This window comes from Myxococcus virescens (assembly GCF_900101905.1).
GTDB classification, from domain to species: domain Bacteria; phylum Myxococcota; class Myxococcia; order Myxococcales; family Myxococcaceae; genus Myxococcus; species Myxococcus virescens.
In genome coordinates this window covers 692,613-715,391 of record NZ_FNAJ01000003.1, presented here as the reverse complement: position 1 = coordinate 715,391, position 22,779 = coordinate 692,613, and the positions used below count along the sequence as shown (strand labels likewise).

At 68.5% G+C, this 22,779-nt stretch carries 13 protein-coding genes; 8 read left to right on the top strand and 5 right to left on the bottom strand.

Annotated elements, in window-relative coordinates:
- Positions 1-17 precede the first annotated feature (17 nt).
- The gene (locus BLU09_RS13190) at positions 18-1,373 is read right to left on the bottom strand and encodes an FAD-binding oxidoreductase (protein WP_244171679.1); all 1,356 of its coding nucleotides are present in this window, start codon (positions 1,371-1,373) and stop codon (positions 18-20) included.
- Positions 1,374-1,963: 590 nt separating this feature from the next.
- Here BLU09_RS13190 and BLU09_RS13185 point away from each other — a divergent pair.
- The 5 genes from BLU09_RS13185 (at position 1,964) to BLU09_RS13165 (ending at position 8,891) form a co-directional block, all read left to right on the top strand.
- The gene (locus BLU09_RS13185) at positions 1,964-4,045 is read left to right on the top strand and encodes a WD40 repeat domain-containing protein (protein ID WP_244171678.1); all 2,082 of its coding nucleotides are present in this window, start codon (positions 1,964-1,966) and stop codon (positions 4,043-4,045) included.
- A 797-nt stretch (positions 4,046-4,842) separates the two neighbouring features.
- Positions 4,843-5,937, top strand: a complete 1,095-nt coding sequence (locus BLU09_RS13180; RefSeq protein ID WP_186817851.1) for a hypothetical protein — start codon at positions 4,843-4,845, stop codon at positions 5,935-5,937.
- A gap of 8 nt (positions 5,938-5,945) precedes the next feature.
- Positions 5,946-7,130 (top strand): quaternary amine ABC transporter ATP-binding protein, encoded by a 1,185-nt coding sequence (locus BLU09_RS13175; RefSeq protein ID WP_090489807.1) that lies wholly within the window; start codon positions 5,946-5,948, stop codon positions 7,128-7,130.
- A 1-nt stretch (position 7,131) separates the two neighbouring features.
- Complete coding sequence (locus tag BLU09_RS13170) at positions 7,132-7,965, top strand: ABC transporter permease (RefSeq protein WP_090489806.1); 834 nt, start codon at positions 7,132-7,134, stop codon at positions 7,963-7,965.
- 20 nt (positions 7,966-7,985) lie between these two features.
- Entirely contained in the window at positions 7,986-8,891 is a 906-nt protein-coding gene (locus tag BLU09_RS13165; RefSeq protein ID WP_244171676.1) for a glycine betaine ABC transporter substrate-binding protein, read from the top strand.
- A gap of 27 nt (positions 8,892-8,918) precedes the next feature.
- Here BLU09_RS13165 and BLU09_RS13160 read toward each other — a convergent pair whose 3' ends face one another.
- Both BLU09_RS13160 and BLU09_RS13155 read right to left on the bottom strand, forming a co-directional pair.
- Entirely contained in the window at positions 8,919-9,944 is a 1,026-nt protein-coding gene (locus BLU09_RS13160; protein WP_090489802.1) for a phosphagen kinase, read from the bottom strand.
- Between the two features lie 318 nt (positions 9,945-10,262).
- Complete coding sequence (locus BLU09_RS13155; protein WP_373284023.1) at positions 10,263-12,185, bottom strand: S28 family serine protease; 1,923 nt, start codon at positions 12,183-12,185, stop codon at positions 10,263-10,265.
- Positions 12,186-12,385: 200 nt separating this feature from the next.
- On the opposite strand from BLU09_RS13155, the gene BLU09_RS13150 reads away from it, so the two are divergent.
- Positions 12,386-13,960 (top strand): DUF4419 domain-containing protein, encoded by a 1,575-nt coding sequence (locus BLU09_RS13150; RefSeq protein WP_090489798.1) that lies wholly within the window; start codon positions 12,386-12,388, stop codon positions 13,958-13,960.
- A 15-nt stretch (positions 13,961-13,975) separates the two neighbouring features.
- Here the strand turns inward: BLU09_RS13150 and BLU09_RS13145 are convergent, their stop codons facing one another.
- The gene (locus BLU09_RS13145; RefSeq protein WP_090489796.1) at positions 13,976-15,466 is read right to left on the bottom strand and encodes a serine/threonine-protein kinase; all 1,491 of its coding nucleotides are present in this window, start codon (positions 15,464-15,466) and stop codon (positions 13,976-13,978) included.
- Positions 15,467-15,978: 512 nt separating this feature from the next.
- On the opposite strand from BLU09_RS13145, the gene trxA reads away from it, so the two are divergent.
- On the top strand, positions 15,979-18,276 hold the full coding sequence (trxA, locus tag BLU09_RS13140; protein WP_090489794.1) for a thioredoxin: 2,298 nt from the start codon (positions 15,979-15,981) through the stop codon (positions 18,274-18,276).
- A gap of 2 nt (positions 18,277-18,278) precedes the next feature.
- Positions 18,279-19,628, top strand: a complete 1,350-nt coding sequence (locus BLU09_RS13135; protein ID WP_090489792.1) for an FHA domain-containing protein — start codon at positions 18,279-18,281, stop codon at positions 19,626-19,628.
- 94 nt (positions 19,629-19,722) lie between these two features.
- Here BLU09_RS13135 and BLU09_RS13130 read toward each other — a convergent pair whose 3' ends face one another.
- Complete coding sequence (locus tag BLU09_RS13130) at positions 19,723-22,743, bottom strand: DEAD/DEAH box helicase (protein ID WP_090489790.1); 3,021 nt, start codon at positions 22,741-22,743, stop codon at positions 19,723-19,725.
- Between the last annotated feature and the right edge of the window lie 36 nt (positions 22,744-22,779).

Here is a 22,779-nt window from a genome sequence, read left to right as displayed (position 1 = left end):
CGCGAGGGAATGGTGGCTCAATGGCGAAGCGGCGTGCCGGTGCTGGGGCGGATGTTCTGGTTCACTCGGAAAAGGTTGGTCGGGTCGTAGCGGTCCTTCACCTCCACCAGCCTTGCGTAGTTGTTCTGGTACGTTGCCTGGACGCGTTCCTGGCCCTCGTCCATGAGGAAGTTCACGTAGGCGCCGCCCGCTGAATAGGGATGCAGGGCATTCCAATAGTCCTTCGTCCAGGTGGTGATGTCCCCGGCCTTCTCAGGAGAGGGGTCCACTCCGACGATGACCTCCGCCCACCGCGCGTCCCGGAAGCTGAAGGCGGTGTCGCCTGGTGCCGCCCGGTGCGCTGCTCCGTCGATGGGATAGAGATGCATGGTGGAGTGCATCGTGGGCAGGCGGTGAGCGAACGCCACGTGTCGGGAGATGGCTTCGTCCCCCAGCTCTCGCACGAAGTCCGCGCGCCAGTACCATTGGAGGCCCGGCGGATAGAGCGCATCGAACATGCTCTGCAGCGCGGGGTAGGGCATGGACTGCACGCCGTCGAGCGCGGGGGCCATGGCGCGCACGGGCGCGAAGAGCGCGTCGGCTTGAGCCGGGTCTCCGGTGTAGCACCACACCACCGCGCACATCTTCTGCAAGTGCAGGTGGGGCGGGAAGGGCGCTGTGGGCGGGACAACCAGGAAGGCGAAGAAGCCGGTGAGTGTCTCGGGCGCGGTGGGGATGAACTCGCGGTACCACCGCATCACCTCCTCGGCGCGTTCCAGGGGCCAGAGCGTCGGCCCTCCCAGGATGGTGTCCACCGGGTGGGCCTGGAAGAGGAAGGACGTGACGACGCCGAAGTTGCCGCCGCCGCCGCGCACGGCCCAGAACAGGTCCGGGTGTTGCTGGGCGTTCGCGGTGACGAAGCGCCCGTCCGCCAGCACCATGTCCACGGCGAGCAGGCTGTCGATGGTGAGGCCGTAGCGACGCGAGAGGTGGCCCAGGCCACCGCCCAGGGTGAGGCCCCCCACGCCCGTGGTGGAGATGATTCCCGAGGGAACGGCGAGCCCGAACGCGTGCGTGGCATGGTCTACTTCGCCCCAGACGCTTCCTCCCGCGACACGTACGGTGCCTGATTCGGGGGCGACCCGGACGCCGCGCATGAGCGACAGGTCGACGACGAGCCCCCCGTCGCAGGTGCCCAGGCCGGCGCCGTTGTGCCCACCCCCACGGACCGCGAGCATGAGGCCCTGCTCGCGTGCGAACTCCACCGCCGCGAGGACGTCCGCCACGTCGGCGCACCGGGCAATCAACGCCGGTCGCTTGTGAATCATGGCGTTGTAGACGCGGCAGTGTTCCTCGTAGTCCGCGTCCCCGGGCCGCACGAGCCGGCCGCGCAAGCGAGCCCGTAGCTGCTCGACCCGGCCTGGGGGCAGCCCGGGCGGTCGTCCTTCGCCTGTTCGCGCAGGCTCACTTCGAGGGTCCAGGGGCATGGCGTTCTCCTCCGTGGGGCCGTGATGGGAAAGGCCCCCTACAGCCAAGCTAGGGACGGTCGGCGAGCGCGAAGGCGCGTTCACGGCAGGTGGGCGGGAGGGGGTGCCCAGGCACGCGATGGTGGAGGGACGAGGACGTGGCGCTTGGCAGGCCCGATAGGGGAGAGGGGGGGCAGACCAGGAGCTTCGTCTTCCTTTGTCGCAACAGGGATTGAGTTCGAGGTCTGGGGCCCCCGCTCCCGGATGGTTGTCTGGTGATGGCTATGTCCAGCGCGGCGGCGCGGGATGAATCGTGTCAATGCAGCGTTGGCGCCGCGAGGTTCGCTTCCTCGGTGCCCAGTTCGTCACCGGAAAGGTCATCGTCGATCCGGGGGAGGCGTACGGTCCATCCCCTGACACGCACGAAAGCAGTAATGCTCAGTGTCAGTCCCACCAAGGGCTCATGTGTTGGGCGAAGGGGATTGTGCCGGGGCCGTGCCCTGGGTGATGAATCCGGAATGCACCTGCGTTCGTGGTGGTGGATCCTGGTCCTGCTCACGGTGTCCTGCGCGGGGCAGCGCTCCTCGTCCGACGTCCTTGGGGGGCGAGACGCCCGGTCCGAACTCTTCCGGGCCCGCGGTGACGCGGCCATCGAGACGAAGCAATGGGCCCTGGCGGCGGGCAACTTCGCATCCGCGAGACACACGGAAGACTCACCCACGGCGCGCTGGGGACAGGTGTGGGCGGAGAAGCGCGCCTCGTCGCTCGAGTGGGCGAAGCAGTTCGAGGGTTCGGTGCTGGCGCTGGCCTTCTCACCGGACGGCAGGCTGCTGGCTTCGGGAGGGTATGACGCGGTCGTGCGCGTCTGGGACGTGGAGGCCGGAGCGCAGGTGGCGGAGCTGAAGGGCCACGAAGCCGAGCTCCATGCCGTCGCGTTCTCTCCGGATGGCCGGTGGCTGGCCGCCGCGGGCAGGCCCGGCGCGCTCTGGCTCTGGGACTGGAAGCACGGGCGCAGGGTGGCCTTGCTGTCCGGGCACACGGATGTCGTGCGGGGCATGGCCTTCTCCCCGGATGGTGAGTGGCTGGCGAGCGGTGGACTGGACCGGACGATTCGTGTCTGGCGTATCCGCGACGGCGCGGAGGTGCTCCGGTTCACGCATGAGGACATCGTCATCGCGGTGGCCTTCTCCCCCGACGGAGGGCGGCTCGTGTCGTCGAGCATGGACCGGACCGCGCGGGTGTGGGACCTGACGGCGCGTCGCGAGCTGCACCGGCTGACGGGACACGAGGACAAGGTGGAGTCCTGTGCGTTCTCCGCGGATGGCGAGCGGGTGATGACCGCGTCCGCGGACCGTGCCGTCCGTTTCTGGAATGCCCGGACCGGGGCCCTGCTCGACGTGCAGCGCAACACGGGGGCGCTTTCGGCCGTGGCCATCGATGCGGGTTTCCATCAGCTCGTGCAGGCGGGGTGGGAGGGCCGCGTGCAGCGCGTGGACGTGCGCGGCGGTGGCGAGGTCCTGGAGCGGTTGGATGCACACCGGACCTTCGTGATGGCCGTGGCCCTGTCCCCGGACGGACGCACGTTCGCGTCCGGTGGCATGGACGGTGTCCTCAAGGTCTGGTCTCGGCCCGAGGGGCCTCCGGACGTCCTGCTGCGGGAGCTTCCCGCCTGGCCTGAGGTGCTGACCTCCGTGGGGCCAGACGCCTTCGTGTCGGGTGGGGAGGACGGTCTGCGGAGCTGGTCGGTCTCGTCCGGAGGCGAACTCCGCTCCCGCCTGGAGGCACCGGACGCTGTGGGGGCCGTGGCCGTGAGCGCGGACCGGCGGTTGCTCGCGGTGGGAACGTTGAAGGGGGAGGTGCGTGTGCGAGACGTCCGGTCCGGAAATCAGCTGATGGTGATTCCGGCCGCGCGCGAATCCATCCGGGCGTTGGCCTTCAGCCCAGACGGCACATTGCTCGCTGCGGGGGTGGCGCAGGACGTCGTGCTGTGGGCTGTTCCCTCCGCGACCCAGGTGGCTCGGTTGACAGGGCACACCGGGAAGGCGTGGGCATTGGCATTCGATGCCACGGGGCAAAGGCTGGCTTCGGGCGCAGCGGACCACACGGTGCGGCTCTGGGACGTGGCGCGAGGCGCGGTGATTCGCGTCCTGGAAGCGGGCGACCGGGTCCGCGCCGTCGCGTTCCTGGCGTCCGGGGAGTTGCTGACCGCGGGAATGCGTCAGCCCATCCGGCTCTGGAGCCCAGATGACGGCCGCGTGCTGACGTCGATGGATTCGCGCACGGTAGGCGTCTTGTCGCTCGCGGTGGCGCCTCAGGGAGCGTTCGTGGCGTCCGGCGGAATGGGCGGAGAGGTGAAGGTCTGGCGGCTTCCCGACGGGGCGCTCATGGGGGAGGTGCCCGGGCTGCAGGGGTTCGTCTCCGCCGTGGCCTTCTCTTCCGATGGAGCGTGGCTGGCGGCAGCGGCTTCCGACCGGACATTCCTCCTGCTGGGCTTCGACGCCTTCGCGCGCCCGCCGCCCGTGGAGCCGGACCTGACGCGGATTCTGCGGCGCCATGGGTTGGTCTGGGATGACGTGCGGGGCGTGTTCACCCTCCACTGACCCTGATTGCAGGCGTCGCCGGTGGGCTTGAGAGGCATCGCCGGCAACAGGGGAGGGGCGTCTGGACTTGACGCCCCGGCCGCTGAATCGTCACGGAATGATGCGATAGGCAGCGGAGTCCCTGGGCAGGGAGTCGTTCCGGTCGGGTGGTGAATTCTACGACCCCCTGTCTCTGCTATGATGGCAGGTCTGGACACACGTCATGGACACAGCGCGTGTTTCGCCGTGCTTCCGATTGTCCGGTGTCACCGCTGAGGACGCCCGTGCCCAGCCGCCGAAGCCGCCCTCGCGGTCCGAGCCGCAGTATCGCGTGCCGTCCCCGAGCGCGGACTGGGCGCGCCGGTCGCCCCGCGACGCGCCTCATCCGCAGGGCGTCTCGGACCTATCCCGTGACGGTGACACGGGCCCCTTGTGCCGCCCGTGTGGGTTGGCGGGCGCACCGCTCATGCCCCGCGAGCAAGCGGGCAGCGCCCAGTACCCACATTGTTTGAGCTCAAAAGTATGGACGTGCTCCGTCTGACCTGTTAACGACTGACTGCACTGTTCCCTGGGTGGACTGTCTCGCGCGCCAGCGTCCTCGCTGAGTGTGGATCGGGAGAGGGCCGCCCCTTGTGCCACGTCTGGCGCTCAGGACGAGTGTGGCCTGTTCTGGTCCGCTCGCGCCTGTCGTCCATTGCCAGGAGTTGCGGTTGTCCACCCGTCTTGCCCGTTTCTCGCATGCGCTTTTCCTGTCTGGATTGACCTGCCTGTTCGCGCCCGAAGCACGCGCCGAGGAGGAGGTGGTGGAAGACCCGGACATGCTCAAGGTCGGCGGTGCGCTGCGCCTCAATGCCTTCTTCAAGACGTGGCCTGGAGAAGAAGACAACCGCAACCGTGGTGGCGACGTGGCGTTCGATACATTCCGGCTCAACGTCGACGCCAGACTTTCCAAGGTGTTGCTGTCCGCCGAGTACCGCCTCTATTCGGGGTACTCCATGCTCCACCACGGCTGGGTGGGCTATGAGTTCACGAAGGCGACCCAGCTCCAGTTCGGCGTGCACCGCGTGCCCTTCGGCGTGCTGCCCTATGCCTCACATAACTGGTTCTTCTCCCTGCCCTACTACATGGGTATGGAGGACGACTACGACCTGGGTCTGAAGCTGGTCCACACGCAGGGGCCATGGGACCTGCAGGTCGCCTTCTACAAGAACGACGAGGGCAGCTTCACCGGCCGGAGCACGGACAGCGCGCGCTACTCGTATGACGTGGTGCAGGTGAGCAGCTCCAATCCGGGCGAGGCATACCTGGGCGTGGAGAGCGCGAACCACGAGAGCAACAAGCTCAATGCACGCGCGGCGTACACCTTCCAGCACGGGGACCTGGGCCGCACGGAAGTGGGCGTCTCCGCGCAGACCGGGCAGATCTACAACAGCGTCACCAGGCGCAATGGCCTGAACTGGGCTGGCGCGGTGCACCTGGACGGCTACTACGGCCCGTTCAACCTGCGCATGGAGGTCCTCAGCTACGGCTACGACCTGAAGAACCCCGAGGGGCACGACGATTCCATCGTGACGATGGGTGCCTATGACGCGCCCTACAAGATGGCCACCCGGGGCACCGTCTACGCGGCGGGCCTTTCGTACGACGTGCCCGTGTCGTGGGGCCCCATCACGAAGCTGACCTTCTACGACGACTTCAGCCTCTTCGACAAAGCCAACGCCGCGTTCGAGACGTCGATGCAGAACGTGCTCGGCATGCTCGTCACCGCGGGGCCCGTCTACACCTACGTGGACGTGGCCAGCGGGAAGAACCAGCCCTGGCTGGGCCCTGCTTATGGCCACGCGCTTGCGGAGGGCGATCCGAATGCCTCGTGGGAGACGCGCTTCAACATCAACGTCGGCTACTACTTCTGAGAGGCCCCATGGAGAAGATTGAAGTCCGTGGCTTGCGGAAGATCTACGGCGGCAACCCGGAGCGGGCCATTGCCCTGCTGGAGAAGGGGCAGAGCAAGCAGCAGATCCTGGAGGAGACGGGTTGCACCGTCGCCATCCAGGAGGCTTCGTTCGATGTGAAGGCCGGCGAAATCTTCGTCATCATGGGCCTGTCCGGCAGCGGCAAGTCCACGGTGCTCCGCTGCCTCAACCGCCTCATCGAGCCCTCCGCCGGCAGCGTGCACGTGGACGGCGTGGACGTCACCCGGGCGGACAGGGCGGGCCTGCTGGACGTCCGGCGCCGGAAGATGGCCATGGTGTTCCAGAACTTCGGCCTGCTGCCCCACCGCAGCGTCATCCGGAACGTGGAGTACGGGCTGGAGATGCAGGGCCTGGAGCGGCGGGAGTCGCGGCCCAAGGCGATGCAGGCGCTCGAGCTGGTGGGCCTGAAGGGCTACGAGGAGAAGCTGCCTCGCGAGCTCAGCGGCGGCATGCAGCAGCGCGTGGGGCTGGCGCGGGCCATTGCCACCGACGCGGAAATCCTGCTCATGGACGAGGCCTTCAGCGCGTTGGACCCGCTCATCCGCCGGCAGATGCAGGACGAGCTGTTGGAGCTCCAGTCCCGGATGAACAAGACCATCGTGTTCATCACCCATGACCTGGATGAGGCGCTGAAGCTGGGTGGGCGCATCGTCATCATGAAGGACGGACGCATCGCGCAGCTCGGCACGCCGGAGGAAATCCTCAGGAGCCCCGCGGACGACTACGTGCGCGCCTTCGTGGAGCACGTGGACCGCACCAAGGTCCTCACCGCGCGGACCATCATGCGGCGGCCGGAGTCGGTGGTGCACCCGAAGGACGGGCCCGCCCTGGCCGTCAAGCGCATGCGCGAGTCGGGCACCTCCACGCTCTTCGTGACCAACCAGGCCCGCAAGCTGGTGGGCCTGGTGCGCATCGAGGACACGCTGCGGCTCATGGCGGAGAACAAGCACAGCCTGGAGGGGGCGCTCGTCACCGACTTGCCCACCACGTCACCGGATACGCCGCTGGCGAAGCTGGTGGCGGTGGCGGCCACGACTCAGATTCCCATCGCAGTCGTCGCCGAGGACCAGTCGTTCCTGGGCATCGTGAGCCGCGCCACGCTGCTGGCCAGCATCGCGGGGGAGCAGCACTGACATGAGCACACTGAGAATCGGCGAGGGCTTCGAGGAGCTGATTGACTGGCTGGGCACGCGTGGCGCGCCGGTGTTCGACGCCATCCGTTCGGTGCTCACGGCCTGCATCAACGGCTTGGAGAGCGCGCTGCTCCTGCCGCCCAGCTACGCCATCATCGCGGTGTTGATGGTGCTCGCCTGGCGCCTGTCCGGCCTGGGCACGGCCGTCTTCACGGCGCTGGGCATGCTGCTCATCCAGGACATGGGCCTCTGGAAGGCCACCATGGAGACGCTGGCGCTGGTCCTCAGCTCGGCGATGGTGGCGCTGGTGCTGGGCATCCCCCTGGGCATCTGGGCCGCGTACAGCCGCGTCGTGGAGCGGGTGCTGCGGCCCGCCCTGGACCTGATGCAGACGATGCCCGCCTTCGTCTACCTCATCCCCGCGGTGCTCTTCTTCCGGCTGGGGAAGGTGCCCGGCGTGGTGGCCACCGTCATCTTCGCCATGCCGCCCGCGGTGCGCCTCACCAACCTGGGCATCCGGCAGGTGCCCACCGAAGTCGTGGAGGCCGCCATCGCGTTCGGCGCGACGCCGCGTCAGACGCTGCTCAACGTCCAGCTCCCCATCGCCGTCCCCACGCTGCTGGCTGGAGTGAACCAGACCATCATGCTGTCGCTGTCCATGGTGGTCATCTCCGCCATGATTGGCGCGGGGGGACTGGGCGAGCAGGTCCTGAAGGGCATCACCCAGCTCCGCATCGGGCTGGGCTTCGAGAGCGGCATCGCGGTGGTCATCCTGGCCATCGTGTTGGACCGCCTGACTCACGCGCTGGGCAAGCCCCGGGCGCGCTCATCATGAAGGAGACCCGTCCCGTGAACATGTCCTCTCTCAATCGTCTGCCCCTGCTGCTCACGGCCGTGGCGGGGCTGCTCGTCGCCCCCGGATGCAAGCAGGAGAACAAGGCGCCCGCCGCGGGTGACACCGAGGCGCCCACCCCCGCGAAGAAGCCCGTGGTCCGGCTGGTGTACGTGAACTGGGCCGAAGGCGTGGCCATGACGCATCTGGTCCAGGCCATCCTGGAGGACCGCATGGGCTACGAGGTGAAGACCACCATGGCGGACGTCGCCCCGGTGTTCGCCTCGCTCGCCAACGGCGACGCGGATGCCTTCCTGGATGGCTGGCTGCCCGTCACCCACCAGAGCTACATGGAGCGCTTCCAGGGCAAGGTGGTGGACCTGGGCACCAACTACGAGGACGCCCGGATTGGCCTGGTCGTCCCGGCGGACCTGGACATCACCAGCATCGAGCAGCTCAACGGCAAGGCGAAGGACCTGAACCAGTCCATCGTGGGCATCGACTCTGGCGCGGGCATCATGACGACGACGGAGAAGGCCATCGCGGAGTACAAGCTGGACCTGAAGCTGGTGCCCTCCAGCGGCCCGGCGATGACCGCGGAGCTCAAGGACGCCATCGGCAAGAAGCGCCCCGTGGTGGTCACCGGTTGGAAGCCGCACTGGAAGTTCGCGCGCTGGTACCTGAAGTTCCTGGATGACCCGAAGGGTGTCTATGGCGCCAAGGAGTCCATCCACACGCTCACCCGCGTGGGCCTGGAGAAGGACCTGCCCGACGTCGCGACGCTGCTGCGCAACTTCAAGCTGGATGACCAGCAGCTCGGCAGCCTGATGGGCGCCATCGCCGAGGCCGAGGACGCGCCGGAGAAGGCCACCCGGGAGTGGGTGAAGAAGAACCAGGCGCTCGTGGATGGCTGGATTCCCAAGTCCTGAGCGCGATGCGAGGCGCTCCGGGGGCTTTCAGTTCCCGGGCGCCGCCTTCGGGGGGCCACGCTTTCGTGCCGCGGATTCCATCTCCATGAGCGCGTGGATGCCCGTCCGAAGCTGTTCGTAGATGTCCCGCTCGGTGACGCCCAGACGGGTGGCATTGGAGACGTCATGGATGCCGTCCCGGGCTTCGGAGTGTTCGCCGTGCAGGCCCCTCACCGCGAGCCCCAGACGGGCACACCGCGCGCGGAAGTCCGGCCGCCGTGACAGGTGGGGCAGGCGGATGAGGACGGAGGCTCGCATGGCGGTGCCCAGGTTGGTGGGGCACGCCGTGAGGAAGCCCAGCCGTGAGTCCTGGGCGAAGTCGAGCTGCCCGTCGAGCTGCTCGAGCGCCGTCTGGAGCCGCAGGTAGGTCTGCGCCAGCCCGGAGCCGGGCTGCATGCTGATGATGCGCAGGGCGTCTTCCTCCCCGACCCAGACGATGAAGCGCATGTCCGCGGAGTGGAAGATGCCGCGGTTGCGCGGCCAGTCGCGGTTGACGCCCGCGCTGTCCAGGAAGCGGTCCGACTGCTGGAACAGGACGTGGTGTTGCACCAGCTCCCGCCGCTCCGCCTCGGAGAGGCTGGCCAGGGGATGGTATTCGCCCGCGAGGTGGCCCCTCAGGCCGGAGAGGACCTGGACGACCTCGGCTTCCAGCGCGGCCCTGTCCCTGGCGCCAATGGCCGGAGGAAAGGCATACCGGGCCAGGTTCCGTCCGACGCGGACCCGCGTGGAGAGGATGAACTCGCCCGTGGGGTCCAGGTCGTCCTGGGGCAGCCCGTCGAGTGAGAAGTCACTCGTGTGTCCGCTCAGGTCATGGCCCGAATGGTCCCGGATGATGGGATGCAGCAGCGGGGAGAAGAGCGCGTAGGACTCGCTGTCACCCGCGTAGACACCCATCTGGGAGTCTCCATGGTCCAGGCCACTCTGGATGGCCTTCCGGAGCGTCCAGCCGTTGCGTGTCGTGAGCCGTTCGAGCCGGGACTTCAGCTCGGGGGTGAGGTGCTTGTGGAGCAGCATCGCTCCGTGGCTTGAGCACGACACGTGCCACGGTTGTTGCTGCTCAAATGTATGTGATTTTCGATGTTTGGCGAGCGAGCCGCCGTGTATCGCGCGGCGCTGACACGTCAGTGGGAGGGATGACACGTCAGCGTAGGGCCGGTGCCACATTCAGGGCACGAGGGCGCCGCGCGTGACGGGCCGGGCCGTGAAGCTGGACGGCGCTCCGTCGAAGCGTGCCCACGATACGGCTCGGTACGGGGCCGCGGCCGTGGGTGGCTTGGATGGATTCAGCCGCTCACCGGAACGGCTTCTCCGGTGAGCGGCGTTCGCCATGGGCTACGGGGCCGGAGGCGGTTGCAGTCGCCGGGGCGGCAGGTGCGGACCGAACTCGACGGTGTCGGCCTCCGGGAGCGGCACCGGGGCGTGCTTCAGTGACGGGACGCCTGCCCAGCGCCGCACGATGTCCTGGGCCTGGACCCGAAGGGTGGTGGGGAGCTGGTTGATGGTGCTTCCGTGGTTGCCGCCCGGAACGGTGAACACGAAGGCGTCCTGAGCGTTTCCGAGCGGGAACGCCGCCGCCGTCCACGGGTCCAGGTCGCCATAGATGAACATCACCCGCTCGCCATGCGTCACGAGCCAGTCCTCGATGTCCTGCATGGCCTGGGGCCGGAACACGACCGGGACGCCGGGCGTCGAGTACACCGGCGCGATGTCCGTTCCGGGGTGCTGGATGAGGCTGCCCAGGTGTGCCTCGTAGGGCTTGGGCCAGCCCAGCTCCAGACCCGCCTGGTAGTAGTAGGGGGAGTACGCGGCAATGCCGGAGCTGCTGTTGTCGGAGAACGCTTCAAGGCCCACCGCCCAGTCAATGATGTCCAGCATGTACTCAGGCGACGCCGTGTCATCCGGGAACGCGTCGCAGTACTGGGGGAGGGAGTACTGCCAGAAGGCGAAGTACGTCTCGATGACGGCGTGCTCCAGGGCCCGCTCGAAGCCAAGCTGGTTGTAGGTGAGGCCCTGGTTCACGGCATGGGCGCGCAGCAGCGCCACCATCTCCTGGCGGCGGTTCAGCACGGCGCGCTGGAAGGTGTGGATTTGCTCGCGGCACCACTCCAACTCCGGGCCTCCCACGGCGGCTTGGAAGGCGGGGAACCGCTCATCTTCGCCGCGCACGAGCGGCGCCACATAGGCCACCGTCGCGTCCACGTCCTCCGGGTGGAACCGGCGGTAGAACACCATGGTCTCTCCGCCCTTGCTGACGCCCGTGGACACCCAGGACGCGGAATAGATTTGCTTGATTGCCTGAGCGACCCGGTGGAAGTCGTCCGCCGATTGCTTGATGGTGAGCTGGCTCCAGTCCGCGGGCTCCGGACGGCTGGGCAGGAAGAAGCGGTGCTCGATGGAGAGCTGGTTGGCGGCCAGCAACGTCGTCAGCTCGCGACGGCCCGCGTTCAGGGTCACGTAGTAGCCGCTCGCGTAGAAGACCATGGGCGCCGTGACCGAACGGTGCAGCAGGACCAATCGCTGCTTGAATCGCTGGCACTCGGGGCGTGCGTGGTCGGCGGGCTGGTCGTACTCCATGACAAAGAAGCGGTGACCCGCGGGGACCGTGACGCCGTTGGGGTTCTCCGCGACGGTGAGGCCGGGAATGGCCCGCAGCCGGTCCAGGATGTCCGCGGTCGGGTCCTGGACGATGGTCGGGTCGCCCGGGTTCGAGACACCGCCATCCGGCGGCCCGAACGGGCACTCCGGTGGCTCCGTGCCCCCGTCTCCGGTGCCCCCGTCCGTCGGGCCCGAGCCTCCGTCCTCGCCTGTGCCTGCGTCGTCCGTACCCGCGTCATCAATGCCCGCGTCGTTCGGCTCCGTGCCTGCGTCGTCGGTGCCCGCATCATCCGGTTCCGTGCCCGCGTCTCCGCTGCCCCCGTCCGCCGGACCCGAGCCTCCGTCCTCCTCACCCGTGCCCGCGTCCTCCGGCTCCGTGCCCGCGTCGTCGGTGCCCGCGTCCTCCGGCTCAGTGCCCGCGTCGTCGGTGCCTGCGTCGTCGGTGCCCGCGTCTTCCGGCTTGGTGCCCGCGTCATCGGTGCCCGCGTCATCGGTGCCCGCGTCATCGGTGCCCGCGTCGCCCGTCCCCGCGTCGGGCGTCTGGATGCCTGCATCCTGGCGGGGCTCGGGCGTGTCGCCGCCGCAGGCCGTCTGGGTCAGGGCCAGCAGCAGCGGAAGTAGCAGCAGGATGGAGTGGGAAAACCTTCTTGAACGGAGCATGAACCCCTCAGTTGATGGACGCGGTGTCGCAGATGCCACGGCTGCGTGACAGTAGCGCATCGGTCTGTCGTTGCCGTGCCCCGTTGTGGGGCGGGTGCCAATCTCCGCGCGCCGCTGGAGGTTTCCAGCCGGAGCGCTGTCTGCCTTCACGCTCGATGGGGCACTTGCCGTCATCCGAGCACGCGCGATGTAATGCGTGCATGCCCCATCGCGTGACGTTCGCCGTCGATGCCGTGAAGCCCGCCGTACTGCCCTTGGAAGAGGTCGGACTCACCGATGCCCTGCGTGGGCGGTTGGATGCCAAGGTGCTCGGGGCCTCCCATCGCGAGGCGCGGTTCGTGCGTCCCAAGGCGACCCATCCACTGCTCTTCGCGGTGCATCTGGCCTTCAGCGGGCACCGCCCATTGGTGCTGTCTCCGGACATCCTCTGGATCACCATCGCCCAGGGCCTGGCCCTGCACATCACCCGCAACGCGGAGGCGCTGCGCTTCGACCTGGTACGTCACCAGGGGCGCAAGCAGTTGGTGGTGACACGCGACGCGTCCCAGACGGACCTCGCATCGGATGATTTCTGGCCCGGCGTCGTGGACGACTTCTCCGGGATGATTCAAGGGCACTCGCCCGCGCTGCACGACCTGATGGTGTGCGACTTCTCCACGACGGGGCCGGTGGAGCGCGTGGTCAGTCAAATCGTGCTGATGGATGCGATGCGGGAGTACTTCGACTACGTGGTGATGTGCATCTGCGGCATTCCCACCATCACGCTCGAGGGCTCACCGGAGGACTGGCGCAAGCTGCGGGACAAGGTCGGACAGCTTCCTCGGTACGGCATGGAAACCTGGGCCCGGCACCTGCTGCCGCTGTGCGACCAGTTCATCCGGGCTTCCGAGGGACGGGAGGACCGCGAGTTCTGGCAAGCCATCTACAAACTGCACCACGCCTATGGCCGCGATACCTTCAATGGCTGGATTGGCAAGCTGTTCCCCTTCCTGCGCAATCAATTGACGGGCGAATATGACTTTCCCAATCCGATGCTGGAGGCCCAGGCGCTGGGCAAGCCCGACGCCACGGAGAAGGGCGAAACCCTTTCCAGTGACAGATTGCCCACCGGGCTGTCCCGGGTGTCGCTCCTGCTCGCGGTGGCCACCGATTCAGGGATGGTGAATGCACGGATGGCTTTGACGGCGGGCTTCATGGGGACGCTCCAGTCCGCGGAGACGCTGGCGCTGCGGCCGGTGCCGGGCTGGGTGGTCCACGAGGACCTGGGGCTGGATGCGATGCTCCGGCGCGTCGAGGACGAGCACCACATGGCCAAGCCCCTCCCGGAGGATCGTCACAGCGAGTGGTGTGACCTGTGGGGCGACGGTGGAATCCCGGCGGACATCAGCCAGTTCTACGCCGCATGCGACGGCGCGTCGCTCTTCGGCCAGGGGGACGCGGCCGTGTACCGTATCCGGGCGTCGGGGGCGCTGGAGTTCCACGACGGGACGCGCTGGAACAAGACCCATCAGGCGGATTCGCAATCCCGCGGCTACCCGCACGGATGGACGCGCTTCTGTGACGTGGGCGAACACGGCTTCCTGGCCTACCGTTCCAACTCACAGCAGCCGGGGAAGCTCCCGCTCTATTGGGTGGAAAGCGCTCAGTCACGGACTGGCGTGTGTGTCGCCGCCTCGCTGACGGAGTTCCTTCACAAAGCGCTCAATTCGCAGGGGCGCGTCTATTTCCAGGAGCCGGGCTTCACGCCGGGAGAAGTCGAGGAGTTGTGGTTCTGATTCCCTTGAGAGGGATTACTCCCGCCTGAGCGTGACCGTGGCGGCGCCGGCGATGGCTTGGCGTGGCTTGCCCAGGGAGAGCCCCCGGAGCGCCTTGTTGATGCACTGGGCGAGCGGGATGAGCTGGGGCGGGTGCATGCGTGCTCCGAGGACGATGCCTTCGGGGGAGTAGACCACGGCGTAGGTGTCCTGACGGCATGCGGCGTCTTCGCCGTTTCGCGCGTAGCAGCTGTCGAGCGCGGGCAGGCGCCCTTCAATGGACTCGGCGACCCAGCCGTCCGCGTACCCGCGGGGCGCGGGCGCTGCTGTGCCGTTCTCCGTCAGGCGGGGCAGCTCGACGGCACGGAGGCGGGCGGGCTCCTCCGTGGGCATCATCCCGGAGGCGGTCAAGACGAGCCCTCCCGTTGCGGCGAGGCCCACCGCCAGCGCGCTGGCGACCATGAGGAGGGTCTGCAGGCGGGAGCGCGTGTGCGGCGGGGGGATGTGTTCCGCCGCGATGAGGACGGGCTCCGGGCCGGAGCGCGTGTGCGCCGTGGCGGCGTGTTCCGCCGGGACAGGCGTTGAGGGCACCGGTGCAGTGTTCGCGGGCTCCGGGGGAGCGGCGCTTGCGACTTCAGGCTGAGGGGGCGAAGGGGCCGCCACGGGGGCGGCGCGAATCCAGGGCTCGAGCGCCTGGGCCAGCTCGTGGGAATCCGCGTAGCGCGTGGCCGGGTCCTTCTCCAGCGTGCGCGCCACCACCTGGGAGAAACCGTCCGGCACGTCCGTGCGCACGCCGCTGAGCGGAGCAGGCACCTGGTGCATGACGGCGGAGAGCAGGGCCACGTTGTCCGCCACGTCGATGGGCCGCTGTCCCGTCACCATCTGGTACAGGCAGGCGCCCAGCGAGTAGATGTCCGCGCGTCCGTCGACAGGGCGGCAGCGGATCTGCTCGGGGGCCATGTACGACGGCGTGCCGACCCAGGCGCCAGACTCCGTGCCCAGCGCGGTGGCGTCGTCTTCATGCATGAGCCGCGCGACACCGAAGTCCAGCAGCTTCACGTGGAGGGCTTCGGTCCCCGAGTCGACCAGGAAGATGTTGTCGGGCTTGATGTCGCGGTGGACGACGCCAGCGTGATGCGCCGCCACCAGCGCGGTCGCCAACTGGTGGGCAATGGCCGCCGCGCGTCCCACGGGCAGGGGGCCTTCCTTCTTCAGCAGCGACTTCAGCGTCTGGCCCTTCAGCAACTCCATCACCAGGAACGGCGGTTCATCTGGTGCGTCGTGAAAGTCCATCACCTCGACGATGTTCGGATGCTTCACGCCCGCGGTGGCCTGGGCCTCGCGGCGGAAGCGTGCGTGCACGGCCGGCTCACCGAGGAGGTGCTGCCGGAGCACCTTGACGGCCACGGTTTGCCCTACGTCCAGTTGCTCCGCCTCGTAGACGGTGCCCATCCCCCCCACGCCAATCCGCTGGCGCAGTCGATACTTCTGCCCCAGCACTGTTCCGACCAAGGATGAGCGACTCATGACGCAACGTGTATACCCGAGCCTGATGAAGAACGTTGGCGGCGATCCGCCCGATGACGGATGCAGCTGCCGTTGAATTCGCGGAAGGCCCTTCGCTCAGCGACCTACCGGTATTGTAATTGTTTCAGGAGTTTCGCGGGGCTGTTTCACCCGGGGTCGTGGTGACCTCTCCCAGGTGGGGCGGACCCCTCGAGCCAGGGGCGCAGCAGCTTCCCGACGACTTCCGTCGTGAGACCCTGGGCGACGCCGGAAGAGGGCGTAGGGCTCGTCGTCGGCGGCTTTCATTCACGGATTCTACTGGCGGTGTCCCGCGCTCCGAGCGGCTCACGCCGTATTTCGTGGGCACGTTCTTCTCAAGGTTTGGGCTTTTTCGCTTTCTGAGACGGGATTCGCGTGTGGATTCCCGAGCTTGGCGGTGTTCGAGCGTCGCGTGCGCCGTTCGTGAACTGCGCCGTTGACGTGAGGGCCCTCGCTCATTTCTATCGTCCCACGCATCTCGCAAGGGAGTCGCCGTGGCAGGACAGACCGTTGAGTTGACCCAGGAGAACTTCGAGCGCATCACCCAGGAGGCCGGGGTGTGCGTGGTGGACTTCTGGGCGGAGTGGTGTGGTCCCTGCCGCGGCTTCGCGCCGACCTTCGAGGCCGCCGCGAAGGAGTTCCCGAACATCACCTTCGGCAAGCTCGATACGGAGGCGCAGGAAGAGGTCTCCGGCCGGATGGAGATTCGCTCCATTCCCACGCTGGTGGCCTTCAAGGATGGCGTCGAGGTCCGGCGCGCCTCGGGCGCGATGTCGGCCTCGGCGTTCGCGGCCTGGCTGAGCAAGCTGGACTCCGTGGACCTGGCCGTCGAGCAGCAGCGGGCGGCGAACCGCAAGCTGACGGAGGAGGGGACGCCGCCGCCTGGCATTCCGCCCCACGCGGAATGGGACGCCGGCGACGAGGAGTGGTGCTTCGGCGACACCGACGAGGAGGGTGAGAAGCACGGCCCCTGGAAGTACTGGCGCGCCGATGGAACCCTCTGCAACGAGTGCATCTTCGTCCACGGCAAGCCCCACGGCCCCTTCAAGCGCTTCCATGAGAGCGGGGAGGTGTCCCAGGATGGCGCGTTCGAGCAGGGCCACCTGCACGGCCCGCGCACCTGGTACGCGTCCGACCAATTCACCACCGAGCGGATGCATGAGAACGGCGTCAGCGAGAAGGTCCGCCGCACGGTGATGGTCTACGCGAACGGTCGCGTGACGCAGGTGCTGCACTACAACGGCGCCGGCGAACGCGTGGTGCCCTCCACCGGAGAGCCGTACCCCACGCGGCCCGCGAACCTCCCTGAGAAGGCTGAGTACCGCGAGGACCAGGACCAGTGGGCGTCCGTGTCGCTCAACGCGAAGGCCGAGCGGCACGGGCTGTGCCGATTCTGGGACCGGGAGGGACAGCTCCTCTGGGAGAGCGAATTCCACGAAGGCAGCCGGCATGGCCGCTATCACTCCCGCGCCGTGGACGAGTACGCGGACCCTCGGGTGCGGTTCGACGAAGGGGAGATGGAGGACGACTTCGCGTGCGGCACGTGGAAGCTACTGGATGCGGAGGGCAACGCCGTCATCACCCGGGACCTGGGCGTTGCCCAGGACCACGAGACGTTGGATGCCTCGGAGGTGTTCTCGAACCTTCCGAGGAGCGCCGCGGAATGGCGCGCGTTCGCCGAGCAGGCTCGGGCGGACCGGCGATACCGGGAGGCGCTGCTGGCCATGGCGCGGGCGAGCGCCGTGTCGCTGGATGCGGGCCCGCTGAAGGCATGGCTGGAGTCGCTCACCCTGCCTCGAACGGAGGCGAGCGCTCGTGAGAATGCCGAAGGCGTGATGAGCAGCGCGGGGGATGAGCGGGCGGCGTTGGCGGATGCGATGATGCGTGGCGCGGAGGCCGCGATGTTGCTTCGGGGCTTCGCGGTCCTCCACGACCAGCAGGACCGGCCCCGGGCGGCGTTGGACTTCATCCTGGCCGCGATGCTGCTCGCGCCGGAGCGCTCGGCGTACCTGTTCACCCGGAGCCTCATCCTGGCGAACCTGGGGCTGGGCGAGCAGATGCGGAAGGACGCGGAGGCGCTGGCGCCGTCGGAGCCGGATTCGTGGCAGTTCCTCTCGGCCTACGGGCGGGTGCTGTTTCCGCGCTTCGAGTTCTGGCCGGGACGTGAGCCCGCGCACTGCACGTTCGATGAGGTCCCCGACGGGCCCACGAAGGAGCTGGACGCGGTGCAGGCCGTGGTCCGCAAGTACGCCACTCGACTCCAGTTGCTGCGCGCGGAGATTCTCTCCCGCTTCAAGCCCGGCACGAACGTGCCCTGGCTGCCGCCCGATGTGTCGTCCCTGCTGCCGGACGGGCCCGTCGAACTGGAGCAGACGGAGGTCGAGGACGCGGATGGTGACTCGGTGGATGTCGACGAGACGCTGTCCACGAAGGGGATGGGGATTCCGGCCTTGTCCCGCGCGGCCCGTGGAGACTGGAGCGCGCTGACCTGGCTCTTGTGGGCGTGCGGGGAGGGTTCGATTCGGATGCCGGATGCGCTGACGCCTCCGGCCGACTTCGGTCAGGCGGCAGGGCAGGCCACGCAGCGGCTGTGGCAGTGCCGCAACCGGCGGGCCCGTGGTCGCATCGACCCGGACCTGCCAACGTTCGATTTCGAAGGGGTTGCCCTCCAGGAGCTGCATCCCAATCTGGCGGGGATTGCCGAAGAGCAGTACGCGGAGACGCAGGCGATGTTCTTCTGGCTGACCGACGCGAACCACGTGTCTCCGTGGCAGGCCAATCTGAGGGGGTAGTCATGAAGCGGATTCGTCAGACGATTGAAGTCTCCGAGCGCCTGTGGCGGGCGCTGGAATTGATGAGTCGCGACATGGGCGTGGACCGGGAGGCGCTGGTGGCGCAGGCCCTGTTCCAACTCGCGCGCCAGAATGGCTACGTGTCCCCCACCGTGGTGTCGCTGGGCGGGGAGGCGCAGGTGGCCGGTGGGCTCGTGACGGCTGCGGAGCCCGTGGTCCAGGCCGCTGCACCCGTGGCGGCGTCGAGCGTGGTCGCGCCTCCGGTCCCAGAACCGGTGGCAGCGGCTGTGCCGCCCGTCAATCCTGGGGCCGGCGCGCAGGAGCCGGTGGCTGTCGCGGCAGGGGTGGCGGATACGGAGGCTCCGGCTGTCCCGGCCGTGGGCGCCTTCTCGGCGGACGACGCGACGGAGGAGCCCGCGACGGAGCCTCCTGGCGTCACCTCGGTGCCATTGTCCGTGGCGCAGGTGAATTCCACTGAGCTGGTGCTCGCGCGGATGCAGGAGATTCTCGCGGAGGTCGAGGCCTCCGTGCAGCCGTCGGAGGGGCTGGCCGCCCAATCAGACGACGCCGACGACGAGGAATCCGACGACTCCGATGACGAGGAGTCTGACGACGCCGACGATGAGGATTCCGACGACTCCGATGACGAGGAGTCAGACGACGCTGACGATGAGGATTCCGACGATTCGTCGGATGAGGGCTCGGAAGACGATGCGTCCGAGGAGGAGGATTCGGAGGACGACTCGGACGAGGAGTCCGCCGAAGACTCAGACGACTCGGAGCCCGAAGAAGCTGCGTCGGACGATGAGGCCGAGGCACCGGCGGGCAGCGGCGTGAAGGGGGATGTGTCCAGTGACGACATTGCCGCGGAGCTTGCGGCACTGGGCATCGAGGATGAGCCCGCGGAGGCTCCCAAGGCGGAGGCACCCGTCGCGACGCCGATGACGGCACGTCCACTGGTGGCGCGTCCTGTGCCGAAGATCCGGCCACCTGACGAAGCCGCGACGATTCTGGAGGACCAGTCGGCGGAGACGACCAACATCGTGAAGGCGCCCGCGCCGCTGGAGGTCTTCGTCCAGTGGGCGCAAGGCGCGCCGGTGGCCGTCTCCACGGAGCGCTTCACGATTGGCCGGGGTCCTCGTTGCGGCCTCGTCGTGAAGTCGGAGCGTGTCTCGCGCGAGCACGCTGTCGTGACGCGGGTGGGGGACGAGGTCTTCATCGAGGACCTCAACTCCTCGAACGGAACCTGGTTCAACAACGAGCGAATCACACGGCAGCAGGTCTCGGACGGTGACGAGTACATGCTCGGCACGGAGGCCGTGTCCTTCACGATGCGTCCCGCGGGCGGTTGAACAAGAGGGGGGCGACGACGGTGTCGGGCTTGCCGGCACCGTTGGAGAAGGTCGCGCCGCCGGTGGATGCCGGCATCCGGGGGATTTACGGCGGCTACTCGAGGAGTTGCATCAGGTCCGCACGCGTAAGCGCGGTGGCCCCGGAGCCGCCGCCGAGCGCGGCCTCGAACAGCTCCCGCTTCTTCGCCTGGAGCGTGAGAATCTTCTCCTCGACCGTCCCCTGGGACACCAGCCGGTACACCATGACGGGCCGCTGCTGACCGATGCGGTGCGCGCGGTCCGCGGCCTGGGCTTCCACGGACGGGTTCCACCACGGGTCCACGAGGAAGACGTGGTCCGCCGCCGTGAGGTTGAGCCCCGTCGCGCCCGCCTTGAGGGAAATCAACATCACCGGTGGGCCCTTCGGGTCCTGGAAGGACGCCGCCACCGCGCCTCGGTTGGCCGTGCTGCCATCCAGCCGGATGAAGCCGATACCCGCTTCCTGGAGCGCGGGCTCGATGAGGTCCAGCATCGACGTCCACTGGGAGAAGACGAGCGCCTTGTGCCCGTCCTCCACCGCCGTGCCCAGTGCTTCCACCAGGGCCTGCACCTTGGACGAGGTCTTCGCCTGCTGGCCCGGCACGAGGGCAGGGTGGCACGCCGCCTGCCGCAGCCGTAGCAGGGCCTCCAAGGCCTTCAACACGCTGCCGCCCGCCTCGAGCTGAGACACCACTTCCTCGCGCGTCGCCGCGTAGACAGCGTCGTAGACGGCGCGCTCGCGCTCCGTGAGCGTCACGTGGCGCACGGCGTCCGTCCGGGGCGGCAGCTCCGGCGCCACGTCCCGCTTGAGCCTGCGCAGGATGAAGGGCCGGATGCGCGCCCGCAGCCGCTCCGCCGCGCCCTTGTGATTGTCCGCGACCGGCCGCGCCCAGCGCTCCTCGAAGTCCTTCCGTCCGCCGAGCAGGCCCTGGTTGGTGAAGTGCATCAGGCTCCAGAGCTCCTCCAGCCGGTTCTCGATGGGCGTGCCACTCAGCGCCAGCTTGAAGTCCGCCTGCAATCCATACGCGGCTCGCGCCACCTGGCTGTCTGGATTCTTGATGGCCTGGGCCTCGTCCAGCACGACGGTGCTCCACTGCTTCGCGCCCAGGACCTCCGCGTCCAGGCGCATCAGGGCATACGTCGTCAGCGTCACGTCGGCCGACTCATCCAGCGCGCGTCCGGGGCCGTGGTACACGGAGACCTTCAGCGAGGGGCGGAAGCGCTTCACCTCCGCCTCCCAGTTGGGCAGCACGCTCGTGGGCGCCACCACCAGGGTGCCCGGGCCCAGCGTGCAGATGGTCTGCAGCGTCTTGCCCAGGCCCATGTCGTCCGCGAGCACGCCGCCCAGCCCCGCCTGCCGGAGGAAGGTGAGCCAGCTCACGCCCTGGAGCTGATACGCGCGCAGCGTCGCCGTGAGGTCTTCCGGTAGCTGCGGCTCGGGAAGCTTCTCGAAGCCCTTCACCAGGGGCGCCAGCCGCTCCAGGCCCGGCGGGGAGGGGTGCTCCAGCGCTTCACACAGGCCGGTGAGCTGCGGAATGGCGTGGTTGGCGAGCCGGCCATCCCGGCCTCGCGCGGACAGCAGGTCCGCCACGCGCTGGCCATGGGACTTCAGCCACTCCGCGGGCAGGGGCGCCCAGCCGCCACCTTCCAACGGCACCAGCCCGAGCCCTTCTTCCCAGGCCCGCATGACCGCCGCCGCATCCACGGAGCGAGGCGACTCCCGGTCCTCGCCCTCCACCTGGAAGTCGAAGGAGAAGCCCACGTGTGGCACGCCCTCGGTGACGGCGCCCGTGTCCACCTTGAGCACCGGGCGCAGTTGCACGTTCGGGTTCGTCACCACCGCCGCGCCATCCCCCGTGAGGCCCCCGCGCCAGCGCCGCAGCTTGTCGGCGAGCTGGACGGCTTCCTTCCCCTGCACCGTGACGCGCCGCCCGGGGGCCATGTTCAGCTCGTCGCGGAGCTGGTGGATGAGCATCTGCTCGGCGGCCTCGTCGCGCACGGGCGCGGCGCCCTTCAGGTACACCATGCGTCCGCTGTCGATGCGCACGGTCGGCGGCGAGCCATACACCAGCGTCGGCAGCACGGAGAGGCCGGTGTCGAGCTGGTTCAGCTCCAGGGAGATGCGAGGCTTCAGCGTGCGGTCGATGGGCGGCAGCCGTTGACTTCGCACATCCACCGGCATGCGCCGCGCGAGGTCCGGCAGCACCTTTCCCGTCAGGTCTCCCATCTGGTGGGGCGCGAAGGCGCGCTCCTGCGGCAGCTTCTCCAGCCAGGGCCCCGTGAGGCCCTGTTCCCCCAGGGGACAGAGCGTCCCGCTGCACAGCGCGAGGCCGGGACTCACCACCTCGGTGACGCGCGGGTCCTTCTCCACCTTGAGCACCGTGTTCTCACCGCGGTCCTCCACGGTGACGCGGGGCATGAGGGGCTCGCTCGTCACCGACACCAAGGCGCCGTCGAAGAGCACGGTGCGCGCGGGCTCCAGGACGCGCAGCAGCGCGTTGAGCCGCTCGGGGGGCAGCGCGCCCCGGGTGGGCTTCAGCAGCAGCTTATCCGCGAGCAGGTCGCACGGCTGCGTCTGGATGCGAGCGGCCTCCACGGGATTGGTGAGCAGCGAGGCCAGGCTGCGCGCCAGCAGTCGCGCGGTGTTGTCCGGACGCACCACCAGCCGCTCCAACTGGAGCCCGCCGTCCACGCGCTTGAACCGGTACACCATGCGCTCCGGCTTCGGCGCGCCTGCCGCGGGTGCGCTGGGCCTGGTGACGGTGTTCGCACCTGGGCGCGCGGCGGGGGCGGCCGGACGCTGCGCGGGGGCGCGCCGTGCCGTGGCATGCTGGTGGAGAATCAGCGCCGCCGCGACCACGTGCTCGCAGGGGTCCACCCGGCCGCGGCAGTCGCACTCCCAGATGGCTTCATCCAGGTAGAGCACTGTCTTCACGGGGGCGGGCCGGCTGGGCACGCGCACCCGCAGCACGGCCTCTTCTTCATCCACGGACTGCACCGAGACGGCGCCCGCGCGAGCGAGCGTCGTGCCGGCAGACCAGGTGTCCGGGCGCGCTTCCTCCCGGACGGCATCGAGCAGCTCCGCGGTCGCAGACATACGAGGCCTGCTTCCCTATCCCCATGCGGAGCCTCG

Excerpts from the sequence above, each read along its gene's own strand:
- BLU09_RS13185 (WP_244171678.1), top strand. The coding sequence starts at position 1,964 with ATGCACCTGCGTTCGTGGTGGTGGATCCTGGTCCTGCTCACGGTGTCC.
- BLU09_RS13180 (WP_186817851.1), top strand. The coding sequence starts at position 4,843 with ATGCTCAAGGTCGGCGGTGCGCTGCGCCTCAATGCCTTCTTCAAGACG.
- BLU09_RS13175 (WP_090489807.1), top strand. The coding sequence starts at position 5,946 with ATGGAGAAGATTGAAGTCCGTGGCTTGCGGAAGATCTACGGCGGCAAC.
- BLU09_RS13170 (WP_090489806.1), top strand. The coding sequence starts at position 7,132 with ATGAGCACACTGAGAATCGGCGAGGGCTTCGAGGAGCTGATTGACTGG.
- BLU09_RS13165 (WP_244171676.1), top strand. The coding sequence starts at position 7,986 with ATGTCCTCTCTCAATCGTCTGCCCCTGCTGCTCACGGCCGTGGCGGGG.
- BLU09_RS13160 (WP_090489802.1), bottom strand. The coding sequence starts at position 9,944 with ATGCTGCTCCACAAGCACCTCACCCCCGAGCTGAAGTCCCGGCTCGAA.
- BLU09_RS13155 (WP_373284023.1), bottom strand. The coding sequence starts at position 12,185 with ATGCTCCGTTCAAGAAGGTTTTCCCACTCCATCCTGCTGCTACTTCCG.
- BLU09_RS13150 (WP_090489798.1), top strand. The coding sequence starts at position 12,386 with ATGCCCCATCGCGTGACGTTCGCCGTCGATGCCGTGAAGCCCGCCGTA.
- BLU09_RS13145 (WP_090489796.1), bottom strand. The coding sequence starts at position 15,466 with ATGAGTCGCTCATCCTTGGTCGGAACAGTGCTGGGGCAGAAGTATCGA.
- BLU09_RS13135 (WP_090489792.1), top strand. The coding sequence starts at position 18,279 with ATGAAGCGGATTCGTCAGACGATTGAAGTCTCCGAGCGCCTGTGGCGG.
- BLU09_RS13130 (WP_090489790.1), bottom strand. The coding sequence starts at position 22,743 with ATGTCTGCGACCGCGGAGCTGCTCGATGCCGTCCGGGAGGAAGCGCGC.